We start from the raw sequence: 23,598 nt of genomic DNA, 5'->3' as shown, positions 1-23,598 counted from the left end.
TCCCAGATCACCCGGGGAGATGGAGATCAGCGGCTGGTGAACCGGCCGAGCTCCTCGAGGAGCAGGGCGTGCGTGTCGTCCCACCTGTCGAAGGCGCGCACGATCCGGTCGAGCTCGGTCGGTCGGGGGTGCGCCTGCTGCGCGGCGTGCAGGAACGCGCGGGTGACCCGTGACCTGTCGACGTACTCCACCAGGGTGACGACGGCCGTCCGGGCGGTCGGCTCGGAGAGCAGTGGCATCGCGTCCGGGCGCAGGTCGAGCGCGGGGACGGGGAGCAGGCTCGTCGCCAGCTCGCCCAGGTGCTTGAGCCACGTGTCGTCCGGGGCTGCGGCCACGAGCTCGTGGCGCACGGCGGGCCGCAGCTCCGGGTTGTCCCCGCGCAGGGCCAGCCGGGCCGCCGGGCCCAGCGGACCGCCCGTGAGGCGCAGCTTGCCCCGCAGCCGCTTGCTGACCTCGGTGGCCCGTTCACCGAGCACGTCGTGCGTTCGGGGGCCGCGCGTGCTGCCGCCTCGAGCCAGGCGCGCTCGGTCAGCGAGGGAGCGCAGGTCGGCGGAGATCTCGAGCAGGTCGCGCTCGGCGTCGCCGAGCACCGCGCCGAACGCGAGCATGACGTCAGGGTCCGGCACGAACAGCCCGGCCACGTCGCCGACGACCACTGCGTCGCCCTCCCGCCTCCCCAGTGGCACCCCCGTCAGGCGGTGGAGGACGTACTGGCGGAGCTGGTCGACCGGGTAGAGCGCGCGGGTGGTGAGCGACTTGGCGTCGTAGAGCGGCTGCTCGAGCCCGTCGAGGGCGATGCCCTCGGCAGCGCGAGCCAGGGCCGCCACGAAGGTGCCGACGAAGGTCTGCTCGCGGTCCGAGCCATCCGCCGACCGAATCGCGAGAAGACCCGCGCGGGCGTCGACGTCGCCCGAGAGGAAGCGGCACAGCACGTCGTAACGGTCTGACGGGTCCTCGCTCGTGGTCGGTTGGGCACTCACCTCCGCGACGTACGCCGCCCACTGCGCGGAGTCGGAGTACGCCTGGGGCAGCCACTGCGGCACTGACGAGGAGCGGCCCCACTCGCGCGTCCGGAAGAGGTCGACGGCGTCGTCGGCCTCCCCCACCTCGAGCAGCGCAGCCCCCTGTGTCGCGACGTAGCCCGACCACAGGTGCGCGGGAAGCAGCCGCGCGTGCTCAGGGGTGAGCCGGTCGCCACGGAGCAGACGCAGCTGGGCCTCGACCTGCGGCGCCATCTCGGACACGCTCTCACCCAGCTCACGAGCCAGTCGTGCGTGGTGGTTGCGCTCGGCGAGCACGCGGCCGTGTGCACTCTCCCATTCGCCCTCGAACACCGGCGGCTCTCCCGTGGCGAGCATCATCCGGTGGTAGAACGCCTCGATCACCTCGGGCGTCGCGTCCTCCATGAGGTCCGGCACCGGGTTGTACCACCGAGCCGCACGCTCGTGGATCTCGCGCACCCGCTCCCGCAGGACGGGGTCACCCGACATCAGGGACAGCATCGCCCGGCGGACCTCGGGCTGGTGGTGCAGGCTGCCGTCCTCGGCCCGCCTCACCAGCCACACCTCGTCGGCGAGGCGGTCGACGAGCCGCTCTGCCTCCTCCTCGTCGAGGTCGGTGAAGCCGCACGGTACGGCCAGCACGTCGCGTACGAGCTGGGGGGTGACCCGGCGCAGCGCCAGACCTGGGTGCGCGAGCTGCTGCACCCGGTCGTCGCCGATGTGCTCGAGGAAGCGGTCGTAGAGCACGGCCCGGCGCAGCTCCTCGTCGAGGGCGGGGTCGATGCCGTCGCTGCTGAGGAACGCATCGCGGTCCGGTGCGGCCAGCCGCCCGACGAACCGCGCCGCAACGTGCAGGCTCAGTGGGTTGCCGCCGACGAGCCCCGCGAGGCGGGGCGCGTCGTCATCCGCCACACCGAGGCGCCGGAGCAGCTCGGTGGCCGCATCCTGGCCGAGCTCGCCCAGCTCCACCTCGTGGCCCGGCAGGGCGGCGAACCGGGCCCGGCCCGAGACGATGACGCGGAGCCCGGACAGGCCCATGCCGTCGCGCAGCCGGAACAGCCAGTCCGCCATGACGGGTTCCGGGTCGTTCCAGCTCGTGCGCGGACCGCTGAACGGGCGGGCTCGCTGCCACTCCTCGAAGGTGTCGAGCACGAGGGTCACCGGCTCGAAGGCATGGACCGAGGCCGAGACGAGGGGATGGACCCGACCTTCGAAGGCGGAGTAGCTGCGCTGGGACGTCTCCGGGTCGGGACTCGCGCCTGAGGCCAGCTCCCGGCGCTCGATCCGTGCCTGCGTCTCGGCGGCTCGGGCCTCTGCCAGCCCCTGGGCGAGCTCGGGCCAGGCGAGCTCCAGCTGCCGGGTCACCTCGTAGCCGAGCTCGACCTCCGCATGGGGCCGGAACGCGACGCGGTCGAGGTCGATGACGACCAGGGCGGGCGCCGGCAGGCCGGAGAGCAGCGCATCGAGCCGCGGCGCGCACACGCCGGCGAGCAGCGTCGACTTGCCGGCACCGCCGATGCCGCTCAACGTCAGCACGGGGACTGGCGGCCAGCCCGCGACGGGTGGCGCCATGAGGAAGTCCTCCACCTCGCGTCGCTGCTCCTCGCGCCCGACCAGGCCGTGGGCGAGGAGGCCGACGTAGCTGTCACGGATCGACTCGACGTGCGCTCGGCACGTCGCCCACGCGATGCCCGCCCGCACGTCGGCGAGGTCCGAGACCCAGAGCAGGGCCTGCGCCACCTCGGCGCTGGACGCGCCCGCCACGACGTCGGCCGGGACCCGGCCGACACCCGGCGGGAGCGGGCCGGCCAGCCCCCCGGCGAGGCCGCCGACGACACCGGGGATCAGGCGTCGGAGCACTTCTCCGGCGGCGTCCGTCGCGACGCCGGCCGCTCGGGAGACGGCCGCTGTCAACCCGGACGGGCCGGCGCGCAGCCGCCCCAGAACCTGGCTGCGTGGCATGCTGCGCATCGTCCATGTCATCCGCCCGTCGACGACGGCGCGGTCGAACTCCGCGGCGAGCGCCCCGAGCAGCTGGCTACGACGCGCGGGGTCCGGTTCGCCTCGGACGAGGTCCCCCGGACGCACGGCTCCGCTCACCGCTGCCAACGCCCTGACCTCGTCGAGCGCGAGCGAGCGGGGGTCGGGGCCGGGCGCGTCCGGCCCCGGCTCCGGACGAGCCGGATCGCGTTCCAGGCTGTGCGCGAACGCCGCCACCTCGGTCGGTGGGCGAGCCGACCACTCCTTGACGAGCGCGAGGATCGCCGGGTCGTCCGGCCGCGGCACGGCGCCGCCCGGGCTACTCATCCCGCACCCCCGGAGCAGCCAGGGCGCTGATGAACGGACCCAGCGTCAGCGCCAGTTCCCGACGCGCGTCCTCGGCCACCTCGTACGGGCCTGCACCGGGCTTGGCGGCCTGCGACGCCGCGAGAGCGGCTCCGACGAGGGGGCGCAGCGTCGCGACGACCTCCTCGGCGGTCCCCCACGGCAGCAGGGTGCGGGCGATGTCGTCGACCGTCGGAGGTACGAGGTACTCCACACAGGCCTCGAACCCCGACGGCAGCGACTCCTGCCAGCCGGCGAGGACCAGCCGGATGCCGGCGGCGTGCGGCAGCTCGAGCACGAGCTGGCGCACCAGGTCGACGACGGCCGCCGACGGGCGCGAGGCGCTGCTCTCGAAACCCTCCAGCACGAGCCACGCACCGGACCGGCCGGCGATCCTGTTCAGCGTCTCGGCCAGGGCAGGCGCGGTCCTGTTGCGCGTGTCGCGCTGGCGGGTCGTCAGGCCCATGGAGCCGGGCGCGCGCACGTCTGCGGCGAAGGCGCCGGCCACCTTGGCCGCGAAGGTCTCGGCGTCGTCGCCCTGCGCGTTGGCCACGTCGAGGGCCGCGTACGCGCCTCCGAAGGGGGTGACGAGGGCGTGCACGAGGTGCTTGGTGAACCGCAGCCCCAGACCGGGGGTCGGCGCGAGAACGGCCAGCAGCCGGTCCTGCGCCGCCGTGCCGGGGCCCATTCCGCGCCAGATGCGGTCACGGGTCTCGGCGCGCCCGATGACGACTCGCGTCACGGTTGCACCGGCCTCGTCCACGAGCTCGACGCTCGGCACGGGCGGTGCAGCCTCGGGCAGCTCGAGCGCGGCGAGCCTCGGCGCCCACGGCACCACCGGGACGGCCCTGTTGTTGGCCTCGTCCTCGTGCACCGGCGCCGACAGACGACCCGCCTGGTGGAGGCCCACGACCCTGAACTCGGCGTCGAACACCGGCGCTCCCGACGAGCCGCCGCTGGTGTTGGCGGAGTGGAGCAGCCGCAGCGGCGGGTCGCCGAGCCTGCGGTCGACCCGCCCGATCGACCACAGCATCGGCAGCCCCTGACCTCGTCCGTCGCTCGGGTGGTGGAGCACGTGCACCTGGAAGGGCTTGCGGGGCAGGCGCTTCCGCGGCGCGGTCGAGTGGAAGGGCTGGCGTTCGGCCAGTCGCAGGATGGCGACGTCCCACGGGCCCTCGGCCCCGATGCCCTCGACGCTGTCGAGCACGAAGGTCCCGGCCGTGAGCTCGTTCGGTGCGGGCGGGCTGAAGTAGGCGAGCCATCGCGTGCTGAGCGAGACCTGTCTGCCGGGAAGGCGGGTCGGCTTCTCGTCGTCGTCGAGCAGGTCGGCCACGTCGCCGAACGTGACGGTCAGCAGCCTCGTGGAGTCGGGCCGCGCGACGGGAGCGGTCGGGTCACTCAGGTCGACAAGGTCCTGGACCACGTGGGCGGCCGTGGCCACCAGGGTCGGCGCGACGAGGACGCCGGTGCCGGCCTGCTTCTCGTCGACGTCGATGCGGCAGACGAGGTCGCAGGCCAGGAGCATGCGGCGCGCCGCCACCCGGGCGTCCGTCGGGGCGTAGACCGCCGACGAGAACGTCTGCAGGCTGGCGAGCCGGTCGAAGACGCCCTGCTCGATCGCGGCGGCCGCTCCGGCGGGGCCGGCCACGACGAGACCTTCCTTGACGAGGGCCGCCTGGAAGGCCAGCACCTTCCTCCGCCCGGCCGCGTTGACGAAGGCGCTCGCCACGTAGTCCCCGGGATCCTCGTAGTCGGCGTTGCGGATGCCGAGCTGGTCGAGGACGACCCGGATCCGGGGGATGTCGGGCACCACGGAGGCGGCGAGGGCGAGCACTCGGGCGTCCCAGTCGGTCATGGCGCGTCACCAGCCGGGCACGGCGTCGGCCAGCTGCTGGGTCGCACCCTCGAGGGAGTGTGCCCAGTTGACCCGGCCCGGGTCGCCGGCGAAGTGGATCCCGAGGACGAGCCGTCCCCCGGCCTCGAGGTCGACCACCATCGAGCCGGAGCTGCCCCCGAGGGTGCTCGCGTCGTGGCCGATGACCCACCGCCGCCCGTCGTCGGCCACGTCGCCCCGTCCGTACGTCAGCAGGCCGGGCGTCAGCCGCTTGACGCCTTTGACCCCCGCGAAGAGGGCGGCGAAGATGTCGGGGGTGGTCGAGCGGGAGCCGCCCGGGAACCCGACGACGTAGACCAGCCGGCCGCGCGAGGCGAGCGCTCCCCGGGTGTGGGGGTCGTCTCCCCGGGCCACCTCGACGGGAGTGGGGAACGACTGGCCCGCAACCTCCTCGAGCTCGAGGACCGCGAGGTCCAGGCCGTCGAAGTTGACGCCACGCAGCGAGGGATGCGCAAGGCCGGGGTCCCCTGCTGGGCCGACCGCCACGACCCGACGAACCGGGAACCGCCGGCCGCCCGGCTCGTCACCGATCTCGGCGCCGAAGTCGACCGTCACGCCGGGCTTCAGGTCGCCCGTGAAGGTGCCGCCGGATCGAGCGGGGTGCAGCGAGATCGCTTGCAGCACATGGTAGTTCGTGACAACCAGACCATCACCGACGGCCCAGGCGGTTCCTTGGTAGCCCAGGGTGGCGCCAGGGTCGTCCACGCGACCGGCCGCCTGGCACGCGGTGCGGACCTCGGACTCCACGCGTGCGAGCGTCGCCGCGTAGTCCCGGGCCGCCGGTGCCAGCAGGTCGACGAAGTCGTCCTCGACGAAGAGGACCGGACGGGACCCGTCGCTGTGGACGACCGCCTCGAGCCCGGCCAGCTCGTCCCGGCCCAGCTGCGCCCCGTCCCCGCGGTCGACGACCTCGCGCAGGCCGTGTCGTGCACCCTCGGTCAGCCGTCGCAGGGCCTCCGGGTCGGCGTGCTCGCCGAGCCGGTCCTCGAGGTAGCCGACGTCGTCCATGAGCCGCCCCACCTGCAGGTCGGGGTCCACGACCGGCGCCGACAGGCTGCCCGTGGACTCGAGAGCGACACCGCCCCCCGACCCCTTCAGCAAGCGCTCGTACATCGACCCGACCGACCCAGCGGACATGACGCACCTCCGATGCGTGACCGCGCGGCCGCGCTGGACACGGCCTGACCATCAGTATGTTCTCCAGAGGCCTTCGGCGTCGGGGAAATACGTCACCACGCGTCTCGTCGACACGGCATACGGCCGGAGGGTGCTGCTGCGCGGGAGCTGACGATTTGGCCTCGCGGGCGGCCCGACGTCCCGTCGGGACTCGCCAGCCGGCTGCGTCGCGCCTGACCGGGCTCGATGGCGGCCGGTCAGGCCCAGGGGCCGGTGCCGCCGATGCGCTCGATGTCGTACCAGACGACGAATCCGCCGTCGGTGCGCGGGGCCGGGAAGGTGACATCGCTCCCGACATACGTCTTGGCGAGCCCGTCGAGCGCCTCCCAGGCACCTCCCTCGGTCACCGTGGCGCGGACGCGCAGGACGGCGTACTCGTCGAGGAAGCGCCCCGGCACGCGCGGCGCCTCGACCGAGATGACGGCACGCGGGTCGCGGCGCATGTTGCGCACCTTGACCGTCTCGTGGAGGTGGCCGGTGTAGAGCCGGTCACCCTCGCGACCGACCCAGACGACGGTCACCTGCGGGCTCCCGTCGGCGTTGACGGTGGAGACGTGGGCGAGCGGCCCGCTGTCGACGAGAGCGCGCAGCGCCTCCGGAATCGTGGTCACCCGCCGAGCGTAGGCCCGGTCAGACGACGCGGCGCAGCTCGAAGGCCGCACGCAGGGGCGCCACGTCGGCTTCGGGCACGTACGTCCGGGCGAGCTCGTACGTCTCCTCGACGAGGCCGACGAGTGTCGCCACCGCCTCGTGCGGTGGCGCGACGAGCAGCGACCGGATGCGTTCGGCGAGCCGGTCGGGTCGACGGGGCAGCAGCCTCTCCTCGCGGTCGAGCCACTTGTGGAACGGGTGCGGCATCCACACGCGGTTGATGCCGAAGAGCGCGTCGAGCACGCCCTGGACGTCGTCGACGAGGTCACGGTGGAGCAGGAGCACGTCGTCGCGCGCCGCGAGCATCTCGAGCCGCTCCCGCGAGCGCAGGTCGAGGCCCGAGAGCACCATCGCGACCGCGAGCGACTCGGGGTAGTCGTCGCACCGGGACCGCCAGTCGCCGATGACGTCGTGGCCGTGCAGCGGTATGCCGTCGCGCAGGGCCGTGACGCGCACCTGCAGCTCCGCCTCCGTGTCGCCCTCGAGCACGCGGTCGAGGTACCCGTCGATCGTGGCCGCGACGAAGCCGCTGACGTCGATCTTGACCCCATCGACGAGCAGCCCGTCGGCCCACTCGTTGTCGTCCTCCTCGGCGTAGACGCGGCTGAACCCGGCGCCCTCGACGGCCGCCTCCCGCTCGGCGACCGTGGGCGCACCGGCCCAGTACACGTCGAGCTCGATGTCGGAGTGGGCGTCGGCCCAGCCCCGGCCCACCGACCCGCCGACGAGAGCGGCGACGACCCGGTCGTTGGCGGCGTACGCCCGGACCGCCTTGCGCGCGATGGCGATCCGGCGCTCGACCTCGTGCACGCTCACGCGCCCGCGGGGAGGCGCACGCTGGCGACGGTCGTCAGCACCGGGTGGGCGTCGTCACCGTCGCGGACCTCGCCGCCCCGCCAGACGATCGCCAGGTCGCGTCCCTGGACGGTCAGCTCCGCGAGGCAGTTGTCGAACCACGGCCCGTCGGTGACCCGCCACGGGTAGGCGGGGTCGGGCACGCGCTTCGATCGGCCGGCGATGGCACACATCGGCCGGACGAGACCTCTCGCGAAGAGCGACATCATGACGCGGAGCCCGCGCGGCATCGGGTTGCGGATGGGTGAGCACACGGCCTGCAGGACACGCGACCTCGCGCCGACGTGCGGGCGGGCGTCGACGACCTCGACGACCTCGGCGACGTAGGAGTTGTGCACGTCACCGGAGAGGAAGACGACGTTCGCCGGCGCCCCACCGCGCTCTCCGCGGGCCACCTCCATGACCATCTCGAAGACCTCGGCGAACCCGCCGTTGAACGCGGCCCAGTGCTCGAGGTCGACGGTCCGGCGCACCTTCTCGGCACCGTGCGCGACGAGTCGGCCGTGGACGCCCGTCGCCAGCACCTCGTCGATCGCCTCGAGGTCGTGCAGACCCGGCGGGAGCAGGAACGGCAGGGACGTGCCGATGAGCAGGTGCTCGACGTCACCGGCCAGCTGCTCGTCGAGCCAGCTCATCTCGTCGGGGTCGAGCATCGAGCGGCGCTCCGGCTCGAGGACGCGGGCAGCACGAGAGTCGACGACGACGAGGCGGCTGTCGCCGAGGTCGCGTCGGAAGCTCCACCGGTAGACCTCCGGGTGCCGGTCGACACGCCGTGCCAGGTCGAGGACGGCCTGGGTCAGGTCGAGCTCGTCGCCAGTGGCTGCAAGGACCTTCGCGAAGATCTCGTCCTCGGCGAGCAGACCCGGGGAGAGGTTGCCGATGTGCTGGTACACCCAGTAGCTCGCGAGTCCGCCCATGAGCCGCTCGTGCCACCAGGGCGTGCGGTTGATCTCCTGGTGCCATCCCCACGAGGTGTTCCAGTCGTCACGGATGTCGTGGTCGTCGAAGATCATGCAGCTCGGCACGGTCGAGAGCAGCCAGCGGTTCGCCTCGTCGTGCCAGGCGAGCCAGTACAGGTGCGCGTACTCCTCGTAGTCCTTGATCTCCTCCCCCGGGGCCTCGTCGAGGGATCGGCGCGACGCGATGAACTCCCGCATCGCCTCGGAGGTCTCGTCGGCGTAGACCTGGTCGCCGAGGAAGGCGATCAGGTCGGGCCACGCCTCCTCGCCCCGGCCCAGCGCCAGCGCCAGGGTGCGCAGGGCGTCGACCCCGTGGGTGCGGTTGCCCTCGCGGTCGTGCGGGACGGTCGTGCGGCAGGAACCGAAGAGCAACCGGGTCGGCTGCGTGCGGTCGATGGTGCGAATTCGCGGCGGCGGGAACGTGCTCTCGGGCTCCGGCCACACGCGCTCGTCCCCGACCCGGACGGCATACTCCCACTCGCCGCCGGGCTCGAGCCCGTCGACGACGACGAGGGCGTAGTGGTGGTCCTTGACCGAGAACGTCGGGGCGCGCCAGTCGCGCCCGTCGGCCTCGACGGTGACGGCCGCCGGGCCGGACGTCTCGACCCACACCGTCGCCTCCGTCTCGCCGACGTAGCGCAGCATCGGGCCGAGGACGAGTGGGCTCGGTGATGCGGTTCGAGTCATGGCTCAGGATTACTGCACGCGGGCACGTGTGGGGGACGAAAGCGCCGTGGAACGCCTGTGCACCGTCACCGGCCCAGGTGCGCGTCGAGGAAGGCGAGGGTCCGCTCCCACGCGTCCGCGGCCACGTCGGCGTTGTACCTCGAGGGCGCGGTGTCGTTGAAGAAGGCGTGGCCGACGCCGTGGTAGACCCTCGCGGTGAAGTCCACGCCGGCGGATGCCATCCGCGCCTCGAGGTCGGGCACTCCGTCGGTGATGCCGCGGTCGTCCTCGCCGTAGAAGGCGAGGACCGGGCAGGTGATGGTCGCCGGGTCTGCGTGCTCCGGGAAGTGTCCGTAGAAGGGGACGGCCCCGCCCACGCGAGGGTCGCCCGCCGCGAGGGCGAACGCGTACGTTCCGCCGAAGCAGAAGCCCATGACGGCGACGCGCCCGTCGATGCCGGGCTCGTCGACGACGGCGTCGACGACGCCGGACAGGGCTGGCACCGCCCAGGCCGCGAACCCCGGCTGCCGTGCGGGTGTCGTCGCCGCACGCATGCGCGGCTGGGCGGCGAGGCGTTCCCCCTCGTCGGCGCTGTGCATGAGCGCGAAGATCTCGGCGCCCACCTCGGGCGTGAGCCCGACGTGGCCGAGCAGGTCAGGCGCGACGGCGAGGTAGCCATGCGCAGCCACACGGTCGGCGACGTCCTTGATGTGGTCGGCCAGGCCCCAGATCTCCTGGATGACGACGACCGCCCCGCGCGGCGGCCCGCTCGGCTCGGCCCGGTAGGCGGTGAGGTCGTGGTCGGGGAGGTCGATCATCGTGCCCATCCCCCAGTCCTACCCCCTTTCGGCTGGCAGCGTGCTCACAGGGGTCCGGGGGACAATCTGGCCGTGACCGACGACCGCCTCGCCGCGTGGCTGACCGCGCTCGTCGACGCCGCGGCGCCCGGCGGTGCGCCTGCTCGGGCCGGTCTCTCGCCCGAGATGGCGCTCGTCCGCCGCTCGATGCCGTCCGGGGCCGAGCTCGCGCTCGCCGGCGACGTCGTCGTCAAGCTGCACCACCCGAGGACGGATGCCGCTGCGCTGGCCGCGCGCCTCCGCGCCGTGACCGTGCCCGGTCTCGCGCCGCTGTGGGTTCAACCGATGCAGCGCGAGCCGCTCCTCGCGCCGGATGGCCGGCTCGCCTCGGTCTGGCCCCGGGTCGAGGTGCTCGTCGAGGGCGCCGACAACCACCCGTGGGCGGAGGCCGGCCATCTGCTCGCCGCTCTGCACGGCGCCGAGCCCGACGGCACGCTGACGAAAGCTCTTCCTGCCCAAGGCGGTCCAGCACGCGTCGAGCGCGCCCTGCGTCGGGTGCGCGCGCTCGACCACCCTGCCCGCCCGGACCTGGTCGACCTCGGAGGTCGACTGCTGGCGGATGTGACGACCGAACGTCCGCGTCCCACCGTCGTCCACGGCGACTGGCACCTCGGGCAGCTGGCCCACACGCCGGAGGGCCTGCGGCTGCTCGACGTCGACGACCTCGGCGTCGGGGGCCCGGCCTGGGACCTGTCCCGGCCGGCGGGGTTCTGGGCCGCGGGAGTGCTCGACGACGCGGCATGGGAGACGTTTCTGGAGGCGTACCGCGAGGCGGGCGGTCCGGCCGTCCCGGCACAGGGCGACCCGTGGGCACACCTCGACCTGCCGGCCCGCTGTGCGGTCTTCGTCGCGACCGTTCGGGCCCTCAGGGTCCAGCCGGCTCACAGCGGGGACCCAGCCGACGCCCTGTTGGAGGCCTGCTCCCGGATGTGAGGATGGGGTCATGAGCCAGCAACCGCCTCCCTTCCCGCAGCAGGACTCGACCGGTGCCGCCTACCAGCCCCAGGGCTTCGTCTGCCCGAAGTGCCGGGGCACGATGCGCACCTACGACCGCAACGGTGTCCACATCGAGCAGTGCGACCAGTGCCGCGGCATCTTCCTCGACTTCGGCGAGTTCGAGCACCTGAGCCAGCTCGAGAGCCGCTTCGCCGCGCAGCCGCCGCCCCAGCAGTACGGCGGCCCGGCCTGGGGCAACCGTGGCGGCAAGCACTACCGCAAGAAGGGGATGGCGGGCCTGTTCTTCTCCAGCTGACCGCCGGACGAGCTGCCAGCCGACGCACGCCCGCCGACGAGGTCCGTCGGCGGGTGCGCGTCAGCGGATCCGCCGCTTCTTGAGGTAGTCGCGCAGCTCGGAGTAGAGGTCGTCCTCGGCGCCGTACTCGACGACGTTGCGCGCGCTCTGCAGCCACGGCCCCGTCGAGGGCCGGATCTCAGTGACCGCGGCCTCGAGGTCTGCCATGCCGATGAGCCGGACGGTGCCGCTCCGGACCCCGTCCAGCAGGGCCCGCTCAGCCGCGGTCTCGCACGCGTGGGCGAGGTCGGCGCCGGACCAGCCCTCCGTCCGGCGCGCGATGGAGGCGACGTCGATCGCCTCGATCGGACGCTGGCGCAGGTGGTAGCGCAGGATCGACTCACGGGCCGCCTGGTCTGGGGGCAGCACGAGCAACGTCCGGTCGAGGCGCCCGGGGCGGCGCAGCGCGGGGTCGACGTCCCACGGCTGGTTCGTCGCCGCGAGGACGAACACCCCCTCGTTGCCGCCGTCGACGCCGTCGAGCTCGGTGAGCAGCTGGTTGACGGCCGTGCGCATCGCGGTGTTGCGGGTGCTGCTGCGCTTCTGCCCGAGGGCGTCGATCTCGTCGAGGAAGAGCACGACCGGCGCCTCGCGCCGGGCGAAGTCGAACAGCTCCTTGATGTTGCGCTCGCTCTGGCCGATCCACATGTCGAGGACGTCCGCGAGGCCCACGGAGATGAACTTGGCGCCGAGCTCGCCGGCGACCGCTCGCGCGAGGAACGTCTTGCCGCAGCCGGGTGGGCCGTAGAGCAGCAGGCCGCCGCGCAGGCTCTTGCCGTAGAGCCGGCGCAGCTCGGGATTGCGCATCGGGGCGAGGAAGGCGGCCTCGAGGCGCTCCTTGACGTGGGTCATGCCCCCGACGTCGGCAAGCGTGACCGTCGTGGACTCGGCGTCCCACGCCGACGCGTCGGGCTGCGCGGTCCCCTCGCCGCCCTCCTGGCCGGCGCCCACGAACATCGGTGGAACGGCGTCGCCGAGCTCCGCCTCGGCCTGACCCCAGTCGTATCCGCCCTTCGAAGGGGTGGGTGGCGATGGCGCCGCGGGTGCTCGCTCCTCGGCGGGCGCGGGAGGCGTCGACCCAGGCTCTGAGGTTCCTGAGAGGGCGCGTTGCATGAGCCCCCGAGCGACCGAGCTGCCCGGGTCGTGCGACAGCGCGACGGCGCAGTGCTGCACCGCCTCACCACCGTGGCCGCGGTCGACGAGCAGCTCGGCGAGGTGGAGCCGGAGCGTGACGTCGCCCGGCGCAGCTTCGACGGCGGCGCTCAGGCTGGCGATCAGCGGGTCTTCGGACACTGAAGGACTCCTCGGGGTTCAGGATCGACGACCGGGCCAGAAGCGCAGCCACGAGAGCAGCACGCCGACGATGAGAGCGATCATGGCACCGGCCATGATCGCTTGCGCCGGTGCCGGCGGGAGGACCGACGCCACGACGCAGGCCACCGCCACCGGCGCGAGGAGCGCAGCCCACACGGCGCCGAGCGGGTCGCCGCGCCACGTCGCCCGGACCACCGCGCGGAAGCGGCCGCCCGAGGCCCGGACCAGACGGACCAGCACCCAGATGCACAGGCCCAGGGCGAGCAGCGACACGCTCAGGGAGAACGTGCGCGACCCGTCCGCACCGCTCGTCAGGGCGTTCTTGGCGCTGGGCCGGACAACGAAGACGCACACCGCCCACAGCACGAGGTGGGCGCGCCAGACCCACGCGATGACGGCCTGGGAGAGGCCGTACGTCGACTCGCGGCTCTGGGGGTCGAGGCGGAGCGCCCCGAGGAAGCCGCTCAGGGCTTTGGTCGGGTTGCTCCCCTTGAGCTGGATGCGTGCCAGCTCGTGCACCGCCTCCGCGCTCTGCGGGTCGAGGCGCAGCGCCTCGCGCACATGGCGTTCGGCGACTGCGCGGTCCTCCTTGGTGGGGCGCGCCCCGTGGTCGAGCCGGGTGCGCGCCACCAGCAGGTGCGCGGAGGGCTCGTGCGGCGCCAGGCGCAGGGCCTCCGCGGCGGCTCGCTCGGCGACGTGTGTCGAGTAGCGGTCACCGAGGGCCGCATGTCCCAGCACGTAGTGTGCGAGCCACAGCCCGGGCTCGAGCTCGACGGCTCGCTCGGCGACCATGGCGGCCTCACGGGGTTGCTCGAGCTTGAGGTACGCGAGCGCCTGGATCCGGTAGGCGTGCTCCGACGCCGGTTCGAGCCGGGCCGCGTGCTGCGCATGTGCCAGGGCGGCCCGTCCGCCGCCGTCGAGACCGAGGTGGCACACAGCTGCCATGAGGTGAACCCGCGGGTCGTCCGGATGGCTGCCGAGGACAGGGCGCACGACCTCGAGCGCCTCGGCGTGGCGCGCGGTGTCGGTGAGCAGGTCGGCGCGCGCGAGCGTGGCGTGGAGGCTGTCGTCCAGCATGCTGGCTGATGCTAGGCGCCGGACGACCGCGGCGGGTGCGAACCTCGCGATCCCGGCGCACCGGTGTGCCACCCTGACGCCGTGGGTCCCTGGGCCGAGAGGCAGGACGAAGCGCAGCCGTATGCCGTCCGGCGGGCGCTCGAGCACGTCCGCGGCCTCTCGGCGGGCCCGCCGCTCGACCCCTCGCTGCGGGTCACCCTGAACTTCCACCCCGACCGGCTCGTGCGCGACGAGCCGATCCTCGCCGCCATGGCACGCGACGGCGTCTACCGGTCCCAGTTCGAGACCGGCACGAGCAACGGCGGACTGACGGCGCATGCGGGCGGTGACCGGTGGCGGTGGGAGAGCCGGATCTTCGGCGGCGCCTACGACGACGCCGAACCGGCGCTGCGGCCGAAGTACGGCGCCCTCGACCGGCACGCCCGGCCGTACGGAGGTGCGCCGCGCTTCGGCTCGGCCCACCTCCGGCTCGCGCCGCACGTCCTCGACCGGACGACCTTCTGCTTCCCGGACAGCGTGCTCGAGCCCGAGCACTTCGGCGTGAGCACGGCGTTCGCCCTCGCCGAGATCGCCGACGCTGCAGGTCACGACCTGCTCGACGACTACGTCGAGGCCCACGTGCACGGCATCGTCAGGCTGGCCCGAGACGTCGAGGCGGTGGTTCTCGACCCGGGTTACCGCGGCACCGACGTCGAGGCCGACGCCGTCCGTCTCGGTGTGCCGGTCGAGTGGCACCCCGGCTACCGGCTCGACGTCGACGTGCTCCGCGCCCACGCGGACTACCGCGGGCCGCAGTTCGTCGCGCTCGGCGAGTCCCTGGCCGTCGACGGCGTCGTCACCCCACAGCTTCTCGGCGCCGCGTCACGCGCGGGACGGTACGACGGGCAGGCGCTCAAGAGGGTGTGGCACTACGTCGCGAGGTTCGGTCGGGCCGAGGAGGGATGACCGCTGAGGGACGACCGCGGAGGGACGACCGCGGAGGGCTGACCCTCACTCGACGCGGCTGACGGTCCCCTCGATGCCCGCCACGATCCTCGAGTAGTCGTCGGTCGGCGAGCCGCCCAGGACCGAGCCCCAGGCCGGCACCAGCTCGGGCCCGTAGCGGTGGCCGTAGCCGTCGGGCGGGTCGTGGCCCACGGCCATGTCGGTGGTCAGCTGCCAGAAGGTGACGAACGGGATCCACGTGACGTCGGGGTTGACGTCACGGCCCCTCGGCTCGCGCAGCCAGTCAGGCTCGGCGCCGAGCAGCGCAGGGTTCCACCAGACCACGGGGTCGGACGGGTGCTGGGCGTAGACGAAGCGTGGGAACGCCCAGGCGCCGTAGTCGCGCCCGTAGTAGTCGTGGGCCAGCTGGTCACCGCTCGCGGCGAACCGGACGTGGATGCCGTCGTCGACCACCGGGACGATCTCCGGAGAGCCCTCGTTGCGCTGCGCCGTCAGCGTGGCCGCGATGTCGGTGAAGCTCGGGGTGCCGACCCAGACGCCACCGCCCGCCTTCGCGATCATGTCGGCGGCGTCGGTGAAGGCCGCGTGGCCGCCGTACGAACCGAGCGACTCTCCGCCGACGACGAGCTGCGGGCGGTCGTCCTCCGGCATCGCGCGCCACACGGCATACACCTTGTCGAAGAGCGCCTTGCCGGCCTCGCGAGGGGTCTCGCGGTCGGTCATCATCGACATGGCACTGGGCAGGTAGGAGTACTGCATCGCGGCGATGGCGGTGTCGCCGTTGGCGAGGTACTCGATGGACTGGGCGGACCAGTCGTCGACCCAGCCGGTGCCGGTCGTCGTGAAGACCGCGAGGACGCGGCGGTCGAACGCCCTGGTGCGCTGGAGCTCGGCGATGACGGCGTCGGCCACGTCGGCGACGGTGCGGTCGGACGTGCGTCCCGCGTAGACCCGGATCGGCTCGATCGCGCCACGGCCCGTCGCCGCCATGATCTCGTCCGGGGTCGGGGCGCTCGTGACGAACATCTGGCCCTGGAACCCGAGGCTGCCGTAGGACTCGAGCGACCCGGGCCCTCCCGAGCGCAGCGGCGACGTGGGCGCGGCGCGACCGGACGGGGTCGTGTTCACCTGTGCCGCGACGCCTGCGAACGCCTGCATGCCCCGGTGGAAGAGGACGCTGTCGGTGATCCACGCGGTGGCGAGCGCCACGACGACGACGGCGATGAGGGATGCGATGGTCTTGGGCAGCACGTGTCCGGCGGCCTCGGCGAGCTGGTGCGTGGCGCTGCGCAGGCCCCGGGCGACGGCGAGGAAGAGGACGGCGATGAGGGTGGCGACTGCGAGCGCCATCGCCCAGTCGACCGGGTCGAGCGGGGTGAGCCGGACGAAGGCCGCCGTGCGGGCCTGGGCCCGGACGTTGGCGACGGTGAGGCCGAGGACCGCGACGGCGCCGAAGACCGGCGCGGCGACGAGCAGCCAGTGCCGGGCCTCGCCGCTGACGGTGACACGCAGGTCGATGAGCCGGGCGATGGTGCGCACGACCCAGGCGATGAGCACCCCGAGCCCGTAGCCGCCCACGGCGCAGAGGCCGCTGATCATGCCCTGGTAGTACCAGGTGCGCGGCAGCAGGCTCGGCGCGATCGACGTGAGGAAGTACGCCGCGCCGAAGAACAGTCCCGTGCGCGAGAGGTGCCACCACCGCCGGTCGGCGTCGCGCCGCGCGCGCGGGGCTGACACATCGGGCATGCCGCAACAGTAGGTCGCGGCGGTGACCGGCCGCCTCGGGTTTTGCCCCTACGGGATGGCCCTGAGTGCGGCGCCGGCCGGGCCGGGCAGGATGAGCAGGACAGGATGGGCAGGGCAGGATGGGTAGGTGCGCAACCTCGACGAACGGATCACGACCTTCAGCCGCGACGGGCTCCGGTTCGACGTGACCGACGCCGGCCCGATCGGCGGCGACGTCGTCGTCCTGCTGCACGGCTTCCCGACCGACCGCACGAGCTGGGACCGCGTCGCCTCCCGCCTCCACGCGGTGGGCCTTCGCACCCTCGCCCCCGACCAGCGTGGCTACTCCCCCGCGGCCCGCCCCGAGGACCGCGACGCGTACCGCCTCGACGAGCTCGTCGCCGACGTCCTGGCCCTCGTGGACGCGTCAGGACGTGAGCAGGTCCACCTCGTCGGCCACGACTGGGGCGGTGCTCTCGCCTGGCTCGTCGCCGGCAACCACCCCACGCGCATCGCCTCGCTCACCGTGCTCTCGACGCCCCACCCGGCCGCGATGTCGCGGGCCTGGCGCCGAGGCAACGAGCAGCGGCTGAAGTCCTGGTACATGGCAGCCCTGCAGGTGCCCCGCCTCCCCGAGCGGGCCATGGCCGCCGGCTACGACCGGCTCATGGCTCGCTGCGGCCTGCCGCCGGACGACCGCAGCAGGTATGCCGCCAAGCTGGCCCACGCGGACGCGCTCGCCGGGCCGATCAACTGGTACCGCGCCGCCCGGCACTCCGACGTCGGGGCCCACCGCGTGCAGGTGCCGACGACGTACGTCTGGGGCTCGCGCGACCCCTTCCTCGGCCGCACGGCAGCCGAGCTGACTCGTGAGCACGTGAGGGGCGACTACGAGTTCGTCGAGCTCGACGCGGGCCACTGGCTGCCCGAGACCCGCGATGCCGAGTCGGCCGCAGCGATCCTGCGCCGGGTCGCCCGCGCCGGCTGAGCGGCATACGCCCGCTTGTCGGCGACGTGACGGACGCCTCGCTCGATGCGGGGAAGAGGGGTCGGCCGGGGTAGGTTGCACGACCGTGAAGATCGACATCTGGTCCGATATCGTGTGCCCGTTCTGCTACATCGGCAAGCGCCGCCTCGAGGCCGCGGTCGCGCAGTTCGAGTACGCCGACGAGGTCGAGGTGACGTGGCACAGCTTCGAGCTGGACCGCGGCGCCGAGGCCGTCTCGGACCTCCCGCTCGTGGACCTCGTCGCGCGCAGGTACGGCACGACCACGGAGCAGGCGGTCACCCAGCACCGCTCGATGTCGCAGTCCGCCGCCGAGCTGGGGCTGGAGTTCAACTGGGAGCAGGCCCGGTACGGCAACACCTTCGACGCCCACCGGGTCGTGCACCTCGCGGCCGAGCACGGCCTCGCCGACGCGGCCCACGAGCGCCTCATGCGTGCCTACTTCACCGAGGGCCTGGCGGTCGGCGACCGTGAGGTCCTCGTGCGGCTCGCCACCGAGATCGGGCTCGACGCGGGCGCCGTGCGCGAGATGCTCGACTCCGACGACTACGGCAACCACGTGCGCAGCGACGAGGCGACGGCCAGGATGCTCCGCATCGAGTCGGTGCCCTTCTTCGTCTTCGACCGCAAGTACGGTGTCTCCGGGGCCCAGCCCGTCGAGGTCTTCGCCCAGGCCCTCGAGACCGCGTGGTCGACCCGGCACGACGTGCCAGAGCCGGTCACCGTCGGGGGCGGCTGCGGCGGTGGGTGCGGGGCCGGCGGCTGCGGAGGCGTCTGCAGCGCCTGAGCCGCGCCTACCGTGGTGGACATGGCCCACCCGATGATGTTCGACGCCTCCGACCCCTACCTCACGCGGGTGCGCGAGATCTGTCTCCGCATGCCCGGTGCCGACGAGAAGGTGTCGCACGGTCGTCCGACGTTCTTCACGACGAAGGTCTTCGTGACGTACGGCGGCACCGTCAAGGGTGACCACGACCCCGAGCCCCACGGCCAGTCGGTGCTCGTCCTGCCGGACGCCGACGACCGCCCGGCGCTGCTCGGCGACGACCGGTTCTTCGAGCCCGCGTACCTGGGCCCCTCGGGCTGGGTCGGGCTCGACCTGCGGGCCTGCGGCCCGCCCGACGCGGTGGACTGGGCCGAGGTCACCGAGCTCGTCGACGCGTCGTACCGCCGCACGGCTCCCGTGCGGCTCGTCCGTGAGCTCGACGCGCGCTAGCGCACAGCCGCCCGTCGTCCACCCGGGCGCGGCGGACGCGTAAGGTACCGCTCGCCGAGTCGACGAAAGGCGCACATGGGACGGCACACCGACCCCGCGGTCATCGGGTCGCGGCGCGCCACGGTCGTGACGCTGATCGTGTCGGTCCTCCTCCTCGCGGGCGGCATCGCGATCCTGCGGTCCGCCGGTGACCTCCGTATCGGCCCGACCCGGCCGCCGACCCCGTCGGTGACTCCAACGACGACCCACGGCGGCGACGTCACCGAGCCGGGCCGCACCCCCACGACGTCTGCCACGACACCACCGACGACATTTCCCACGACGACGATGTCTGCCGCGATCACGACACCACCGGCCCCGACGAGCCGTTCGCCCCGGGCCACGGTCACCGCGCCGTCGGACCCCACGCGTACGCCGTCGGCCTCGCCGACCCCGACGCCCGCCAAGCCGGCCGCCCCACCCCGCGGCGGCGTCAGCCAGCAGGTCGTCGCCCTCGTCAACGTCGAACGGGCCCGCGCCGGGTGCGGGCCCGTGTCGGCCGTCCCGGCACTCGCGCGAGCGGCCCAGCGGCACAGCTCCGACATGGCCGCGCGGGACTACTTCTCGCACACGAGCCCCGACGGCACGACGTTCGCCGACCGCATCCGCGCCGCCGGCTATGCGGGCGACGCCATCGCGGAGAACATCGCCGCCGGGCAGACGACGGCGAAGGCCGTCATCGCGAGCTGGATGGGCAGCGCGAGCCACCGCGCGAACCTCCTCGGCTGCACCTACCGTGACGTCGGCGTCGGCTACGCGACGGGCGGCACCTACGGCACGTACTGGACCCTGACGTTGGGCGGCTGAGCGGCGCGTAGGGTGCGCGTCATGCAGCCGTGGCACTCGCAGGACCGGCACGTCGTCCGCCTGGACTGGGGGCCTGTCGCGGCCGAGGCCCTGACGACGTATGCCGTCGGCGCGGGCTCGCCGGTGTGTGCAGTCGTCGTCGACGTCCTCAGCTTCACGACGTGCGTCTCCGTCGCCGTGGATGCCGGCGTGACGGTCCACCCGTACCGGTGGCGCGACGACTCGGCGCGAGCCTTCGCGCACGAGCGCGGCGCCACCCTTGCGCTGCCGAGGTCGGCGTCGCGCGCCGACGGCGGGGTGAGCCTGTCACCGGCCTCCATCCGGGCGACGCCGGGGCTCACCGACCTCGTGCTGCCCTCGCCCAACGGGTCGACCATCAGCGCGCTCCTCGCAGGGACGGGCGCGCAGGTCGTGGCCGCCTCGCTGCGCAACCGCTCCGCCGTGGCCGCGTGGGTCGTCGACTGGCTCCAGTCCACGCGCGGCACGACGGGACAGCCGGCCGTCGTCGTCGTGCCCGCCGGGGAGCGCTGGCCCGACGGGTCACTTCGTCCCGCCGTCGAGGACCTCTGGGGAGCCGGCGCGGTCGTCGCCGCCCTCGCGTCGCGGCTCGAGCACCGGGCCGGACCCCTCCTGCTCAGTCCCGAGGCCGAGGCCGCCGGCACGGCCTGGCTCGCCGTGGAGGACCGCGTGGCGGAGGCCCTGGACGACTGCTCCAGCGGCCGGGAGCTGGTCGAGCAGGGCTGGCCCGACGACGTCGCGGTCGCCGCGGAGCTCGACACGTCGGAGGTCGTGCCCGTGCTCCGCGACGGTGCGTACGCGGCGTCCCGCCGCTGAGCCCCCGGCTGAGCCGCCTACTGCCCCAAGGCAGTCCAGAAGACGGAGGCCGCACGCGAGGGGCGTCCGGTGCGCCGCTCGGACCAGTCGGCCGACGTCATGAGCGCCGTGACCGCGTTGACGCCGATCCAGCGCAGCGGCTCGGGCTCCCAGTCGCGCGAGGTGCGCCCCGCCCAGGGCAGCGACGCGAGGGCGTCGGGGTCGTCGCCGCTGATCATCGCGGCGAGCGTGCGACCGGCGAGCGCCGACGTCGCCACCCCGTCACCGACGTAGCCGCCCGCGAACGCCAGTCCCGTGTGGCGGTCGTGGCGCACCGACGGGAACCAGTCGCGCGGGACGCCGAGGTTGCCGCCCCACGCGTGCGTGAACGTGACGTCGGCCAGGACCGGGAACATCTCGACGAGGATGCGGCGCAGGCTGGCGTGCACGCGCTCGTCGCGGTCGTAGAGCGGCGACACCTTGGAGGCGTAGTGGTAGGGAGCCCCTCTGCCGCCGAAGGCGATCCGGCCGTCACGTGTGCGCTGCCCGTAGATCGTCAGGTGCCGGTTGTCGGCGAAGGTGGTGCGCTTCTCGAGCCCGATCCTCGCCCACACGTCGTCGGGCAGCGGCTCCGTGGCGGTCATGAGCGAGTAGACCGGCGCGATGGCTCGGCGGCGGCCCCTGACGGTCGGCGTGTACCCCTCGGTCGCGAGGACGACGTGCTCGGCGCGGACCGTCCCGTGCGGGGTCACGACGCGGCGGCTGCGCACGTCGACGGCCTGCGTCCGCTCGTGGATGACGACACCGCGGCGCTCGACGGCGTCGGCGAGTCCGCGGACGAGCCGGGCAGGGTGGATCGCCGCGCAGTGCGGCGTCCACGAGCCCCCGAGAGCCTGGCTCACCGCCGCCATCTCGGTCACCTCGGCCGCGTCGAGCAGCCGGTGGTCGTCCTCGCCGAACCCCCACGCGTGGTAGTCGGCGACCTCCTCGCGAAGCCGCTCGAGCTGGGCCGGGTTCCGGGCGACCGAGAGGTAGCCGCCCTGGTCGAAGTGGCAGTCGATGCCCTCCGCGGCGGTGATCCGGCCGATCTCGGCCACCGTGTCGTGGAGCCGGTGCTGCATCCGCACCGCGGCGTCTCGGCCCCGCTCGGCGGCCATCCGCGTCAGCGAGGTGGGGAAGAGGGCCGAGCACCAGCCGCCGTTGCGGCCCGACGCGCCGAACCCCGCGACCTCCTTCTCGATGACGGCCACCCGGATCGTCGGATCGGCCGCGATGAGGTGGTACGCCGTCCAGAGCCCTGTGTAGCCGGCACCGACCACCGCGACGTCGACGTCGAGGTCGGTGTCGAGCGACGGCCGCGGGGTGATGTCGTCGATCGTGTCGTGCCAGAGGCTGAGGCCGCGGTAACCGCTCATGGGCATGGCGGGATCATGCCACCTCCGGCGCTATGCGCAAGGTCCCGGGAGGTCGCCTCTTTCGCTGGAATCGCCTTCCAACGCTTCGGATTCCGTAGCCTCTGGACGTGTGCGCGGCCTCTTCCGCCAGTGCGTCGCGCACGGCATGATGCGGCCATGAGCCACCTCGACCGCGCCCGTCTCGCCGAGCTGCACGAGCGCGAGCGCGCCGCCTTCACGCAGGCGAGGCCACGGTCGCGCGCCTTGGCCGAACGGGCCGCCGCGCACATGCCGGGCGGCGTGCCGATGAGCTGGATGGTCAAGTGGCCCGGCGACTTCCCGGTCTTCGTCGAGCGCGCCGAGGGCGCGCACTTCACGTGCGTCGACGGCATCGACCACGTCGACCTGTGTCTCGGCGACACGGGCGCGATGATGGGGCACTCGCCGGCCCCGACCGTCGAGGCCGTCATCCGCCAGCTCTCCCGAGGCATCACGACGATGCTGCCCACCGAGGACGCGATCGCCGTCTCGACCGGGCTGGCCGAGCGGTTCGGGCTGCCCTTCTGGCAGTTCACCCTGACGGCCACCGACGCGAACCGCCACGCGATCCGCTACGCCCGCCACCTCACCGGCCGGCGCAAGGTCGTGGTGCACAACTGGTGCTACCACGGGTCCGTCGACGAGGCGTTCGCGACGCTCGGCCCCGATGGCACGACCGTCGACCGCCCGAGCACCATCGGCGGCCCGGTCGACCCGTCGGAGACGACCCCGCGTCGTCGAGTTCAACGACCTCGAGGCCCTCGAACGGGCGCTCGCCCACGGCGACGTCGCGGCGGTCCTCGTCGAGCCCGCCCTGACGAACATCGGCATCGTCCTGCCAGACCCGGGATACAACGAGGGCGTCCGCGAGCTCGCCACCCGCTACGGCGCGCTGCTCGTCAACGACGAGACGCACACCATCTGCGCCGGGCCGGGCGGCTACACCGGCGCCCACGGCCTCTCGCCCGACCTGCTCGTCATCGGCAAGTCCATCGGTGGCGGCATCCCCTGCGGGACCTTCGGCTTCAGCCAGGACATCGCCGACCGCATCGCCCGCACCGTCGAGCTGGAGGACGTCGACGTCGGTGGCATCGGCGGCACGCTCGCCGGCAACGGCCTGTCGACGGCGGCGATGAAGGCGACGCTAGAGCAGGTGATGACCGACGAGGCGTTCGCGCACATGGTGCCGCTCGCCGACGCCTGGGCCGACGGCGTGCAGGCCGGCATCGAGGCGGTCGGGGCCGACTGGCACGTGACGCGGCTCGGCGCCCGGGCGGAGTACACCTTCTCGCCCACGCCGTCGCACGACGGCCGGCAGGCGCACGACGCCGACGACTTCGAGCTGCAGCAGTACCTCCACCTCTACGCCCTCAACCGCGGCATCCTGCTCACGCCGTTCCACAACATGGCGCTCATGAGCCCGGCCACGACCGCTGCCGACGTGGACGCCCACACGGCGATGTTCGGGGCCTGCCTCCGGGAGCTCTTCGACCGGCCGGCGTAACCGCTGGGGAGTTGCCGCCGCGGCGTCGCGCTTGACAGACTAGT

General features: G+C 73.3%; 19 protein-coding genes and 1 pseudogene. 9 read left to right on the top strand and 11 right to left on the bottom strand.

Annotation, left to right across the window (positions count from 1 at the left end; genetic code table 11):
• Positions 1 to 26: 26 nt before the first annotated feature.
• From ACFQU3_RS18395 to ACFQU3_RS18365, 7 genes are all read right to left on the bottom strand, one after another.
• A complete protein-coding gene (locus tag ACFQU3_RS18395) occupies positions 27 to 3,308 on the bottom strand; it encodes a hypothetical protein (RefSeq protein ID WP_385912409.1) in 3,282 nt (1,093 codons plus the stop codon).
• Positions 3,301 to 5,181 carry a trypsin-like peptidase domain-containing protein gene (locus tag ACFQU3_RS18390; RefSeq protein ID WP_385912407.1) on the bottom strand — a complete coding sequence of 627 codons (1,881 nt, stop codon included), beginning with the start codon at positions 5,179 to 5,181 and terminating at the stop codon, positions 3,301 to 3,303. Before ACFQU3_RS18390 ends, ACFQU3_RS18395 begins: the two co-directional genes overlap by 8 nt.
• Before the next feature lie 6 nt (positions 5,182 to 5,187).
• Entirely contained in the window at positions 5,188 to 6,357 is a 1,170-nt protein-coding gene (locus tag ACFQU3_RS18385) for a trypsin-like serine peptidase (protein ID WP_385912405.1), read from the bottom strand.
• Positions 6,358 to 6,593: 236 nt separating this feature from the next.
• Positions 6,594 to 7,007, bottom strand: coding sequence for a PPOX class F420-dependent oxidoreductase (locus ACFQU3_RS18380; protein ID WP_385912403.1), 414 nt, complete (start codon positions 7,005 to 7,007; stop codon positions 6,594 to 6,596).
• Positions 7,008 to 7,026: 19 nt separating this feature from the next.
• Positions 7,027 to 7,863, bottom strand: coding sequence for a hypothetical protein (locus ACFQU3_RS18375; protein ID WP_385912401.1), 837 nt, complete (start codon positions 7,861 to 7,863; stop codon positions 7,027 to 7,029).
• Positions 7,860 to 9,548 (bottom strand): alkaline phosphatase D family protein, encoded by a 1,689-nt coding sequence (locus tag ACFQU3_RS18370; protein WP_385912399.1) that lies wholly within the window; start codon positions 9,546 to 9,548, stop codon positions 7,860 to 7,862. Before ACFQU3_RS18370 ends, ACFQU3_RS18375 begins: the two co-directional genes overlap by 4 nt.
• A 65-nt stretch (positions 9,549 to 9,613) precedes the next feature.
• Positions 9,614 to 10,354 carry a dienelactone hydrolase family protein gene (locus ACFQU3_RS18365; RefSeq protein WP_385912397.1) on the bottom strand — a complete coding sequence of 247 codons (741 nt, stop codon included), beginning with the start codon at positions 10,352 to 10,354 and terminating at the stop codon, positions 9,614 to 9,616.
• A 63-nt stretch (positions 10,355 to 10,417) separates the two neighbouring features.
• On the opposite strand from ACFQU3_RS18365, the gene ACFQU3_RS18360 reads away from it, so the two are divergent.
• Positions 10,418 to 11,317, top strand: a complete 900-nt coding sequence (locus ACFQU3_RS18360) for a phosphotransferase family protein (protein WP_385912395.1) — start codon at positions 10,418 to 10,420, stop codon at positions 11,315 to 11,317.
• 10 nt (positions 11,318 to 11,327) lie between these two features.
• The gene (locus ACFQU3_RS18355; RefSeq protein WP_385912393.1) at positions 11,328 to 11,636 is read left to right on the top strand and encodes a zf-TFIIB domain-containing protein; all 309 of its coding nucleotides are present in this window, start codon (positions 11,328 to 11,330) and stop codon (positions 11,634 to 11,636) included.
• 60 nt (positions 11,637 to 11,696) lie between these two features.
• Here the strand turns inward: ACFQU3_RS18355 and ACFQU3_RS18350 are convergent, their stop codons facing one another.
• A complete protein-coding gene (locus ACFQU3_RS18350) occupies positions 11,697 to 12,968 on the bottom strand; it encodes an AAA family ATPase (RefSeq protein ID WP_385912391.1) in 1,272 nt (423 codons plus the stop codon).
• A gap of 18 nt (positions 12,969 to 12,986) precedes the next feature.
• Positions 12,987 to 14,066 (bottom strand): tetratricopeptide repeat protein, encoded by a 1,080-nt coding sequence (locus ACFQU3_RS18345; protein ID WP_385912389.1) that lies wholly within the window; start codon positions 14,064 to 14,066, stop codon positions 12,987 to 12,989.
• Between the two features lie 81 nt (positions 14,067 to 14,147).
• Here ACFQU3_RS18345 and ACFQU3_RS18340 point away from each other — a divergent pair, with 81 nt between their 5' ends.
• Positions 14,148 to 15,011, top strand: coding sequence for a DUF3626 domain-containing protein (locus ACFQU3_RS18340; RefSeq protein WP_385912387.1), 864 nt, complete (start codon positions 14,148 to 14,150; stop codon positions 15,009 to 15,011).
• Positions 15,012 to 15,056: 45 nt separating this feature from the next.
• Here the strand turns inward: ACFQU3_RS18340 and ACFQU3_RS18335 are convergent, their stop codons facing one another.
• Entirely contained in the window at positions 15,057 to 16,757 is a 1,701-nt protein-coding gene (locus ACFQU3_RS18335; RefSeq protein ID WP_385912385.1) for an alpha/beta hydrolase, read from the bottom strand.
• A 127-nt stretch (positions 16,758 to 16,884) separates the two neighbouring features.
• On the opposite strand from ACFQU3_RS18335, the gene ACFQU3_RS18330 reads away from it, so the two are divergent.
• The 5 genes from ACFQU3_RS18330 to ACFQU3_RS18310 all read left to right on the top strand — a co-directional run bounded on the left by ACFQU3_RS18330 (position 16,885) and on the right by ACFQU3_RS18310 (position 20,638).
• Positions 16,885 to 17,724 carry an alpha/beta hydrolase gene (locus ACFQU3_RS18330; RefSeq protein WP_385912383.1) on the top strand — a complete coding sequence of 280 codons (840 nt, stop codon included), beginning with the start codon at positions 16,885 to 16,887 and terminating at the stop codon, positions 17,722 to 17,724.
• An 85-nt stretch (positions 17,725 to 17,809) separates the two neighbouring features.
• Positions 17,810 to 18,529 (top strand): DsbA family oxidoreductase, encoded by a 720-nt coding sequence (locus tag ACFQU3_RS18325; protein WP_385912381.1) that lies wholly within the window; start codon positions 17,810 to 17,812, stop codon positions 18,527 to 18,529.
• 21 nt (positions 18,530 to 18,550) lie between these two features.
• On the top strand, positions 18,551 to 18,958 hold the full coding sequence (locus ACFQU3_RS18320) for an MmcQ/YjbR family DNA-binding protein (RefSeq protein ID WP_385912379.1): 408 nt from the start codon (positions 18,551 to 18,553) through the stop codon (positions 18,956 to 18,958).
• Positions 18,959 to 19,033: 75 nt separating this feature from the next.
• Positions 19,034 to 19,804 (top strand): CAP domain-containing protein, encoded by a 771-nt coding sequence (locus tag ACFQU3_RS18315; RefSeq protein ID WP_385912377.1) that lies wholly within the window; start codon positions 19,034 to 19,036, stop codon positions 19,802 to 19,804.
• A gap of 21 nt (positions 19,805 to 19,825) precedes the next feature.
• Positions 19,826 to 20,638, top strand: coding sequence for a 2-phosphosulfolactate phosphatase (locus ACFQU3_RS18310; protein ID WP_385912375.1), 813 nt, complete (start codon positions 19,826 to 19,828; stop codon positions 20,636 to 20,638).
• Between the two features lie 17 nt (positions 20,639 to 20,655).
• On the opposite strand, the gene ACFQU3_RS18305 is transcribed toward ACFQU3_RS18310, so the two are convergent.
• A complete protein-coding gene (locus ACFQU3_RS18305) occupies positions 20,656 to 22,038 on the bottom strand; it encodes an NAD(P)/FAD-dependent oxidoreductase (protein ID WP_385912373.1) in 1,383 nt (460 codons plus the stop codon).
• Positions 22,039 to 22,047: 9 nt separating this feature from the next.
• On the opposite strand from ACFQU3_RS18305, the pseudogene ACFQU3_RS18300 reads away from it, so the two are divergent.
• A pseudogene (locus ACFQU3_RS18300) lies at positions 22,048 to 23,554 on the top strand (transaminase).
• The last annotated feature ends 44 nt before the right edge of the window (positions 23,555 to 23,598 follow it).

The sequence above is a fragment of the Terrabacter sp. GCM10028922 genome (assembly GCF_042666095.1).
Lineage (GTDB): Bacteria > Actinomycetota > Actinomycetes > Actinomycetales > Dermatophilaceae > Terrabacter.
Note: the sequence above shows the minus strand (reverse complement) of the source record. Positions and strands in the feature narration are given on the sequence as shown.

Coding starts and splice junctions, on each gene's coding strand:
- ACFQU3_RS18395 (WP_385912409.1), bottom strand. CDS start 3,308: ATGAGTAGCCCGGGCGGCGCCGTGCCGCGGCCGGACGACCCGGCGATC.
- ACFQU3_RS18390 (WP_385912407.1), bottom strand. CDS start 5,181: ATGACCGACTGGGACGCCCGAGTGCTCGCCCTCGCCGCCTCCGTGGTG.
- ACFQU3_RS18385 (WP_385912405.1), bottom strand. CDS start 6,357: ATGTCCGCTGGGTCGGTCGGGTCGATGTACGAGCGCTTGCTGAAGGGG.
- ACFQU3_RS18370 (WP_385912399.1), bottom strand. CDS start 9,548: ATGACTCGAACCGCATCACCGAGCCCACTCGTCCTCGGCCCGATGCTG.
- ACFQU3_RS18365 (WP_385912397.1), bottom strand. CDS start 10,354: ATGGGCACGATGATCGACCTCCCCGACCACGACCTCACCGCCTACCGG.
- ACFQU3_RS18355 (WP_385912393.1), top strand. CDS start 11,328: ATGAGCCAGCAACCGCCTCCCTTCCCGCAGCAGGACTCGACCGGTGCC.
- ACFQU3_RS18345 (WP_385912389.1), bottom strand. CDS start 14,066: ATGCTGGACGACAGCCTCCACGCCACGCTCGCGCGCGCCGACCTGCTC.
- ACFQU3_RS18335 (WP_385912385.1), bottom strand. CDS start 16,757: ATGCCCGATGTGTCAGCCCCGCGCGCGCGGCGCGACGCCGACCGGCGG.
- ACFQU3_RS18320 (WP_385912379.1), top strand. CDS start 18,551: ATGGCCCACCCGATGATGTTCGACGCCTCCGACCCCTACCTCACGCGG.
- ACFQU3_RS18315 (WP_385912377.1), top strand. CDS start 19,034: ATGGGACGGCACACCGACCCCGCGGTCATCGGGTCGCGGCGCGCCACG.
- ACFQU3_RS18310 (WP_385912375.1), top strand. CDS start 19,826: ATGCAGCCGTGGCACTCGCAGGACCGGCACGTCGTCCGCCTGGACTGG.
- ACFQU3_RS18305 (WP_385912373.1), bottom strand. CDS start 22,038: ATGCCCATGAGCGGTTACCGCGGCCTCAGCCTCTGGCACGACACGATC.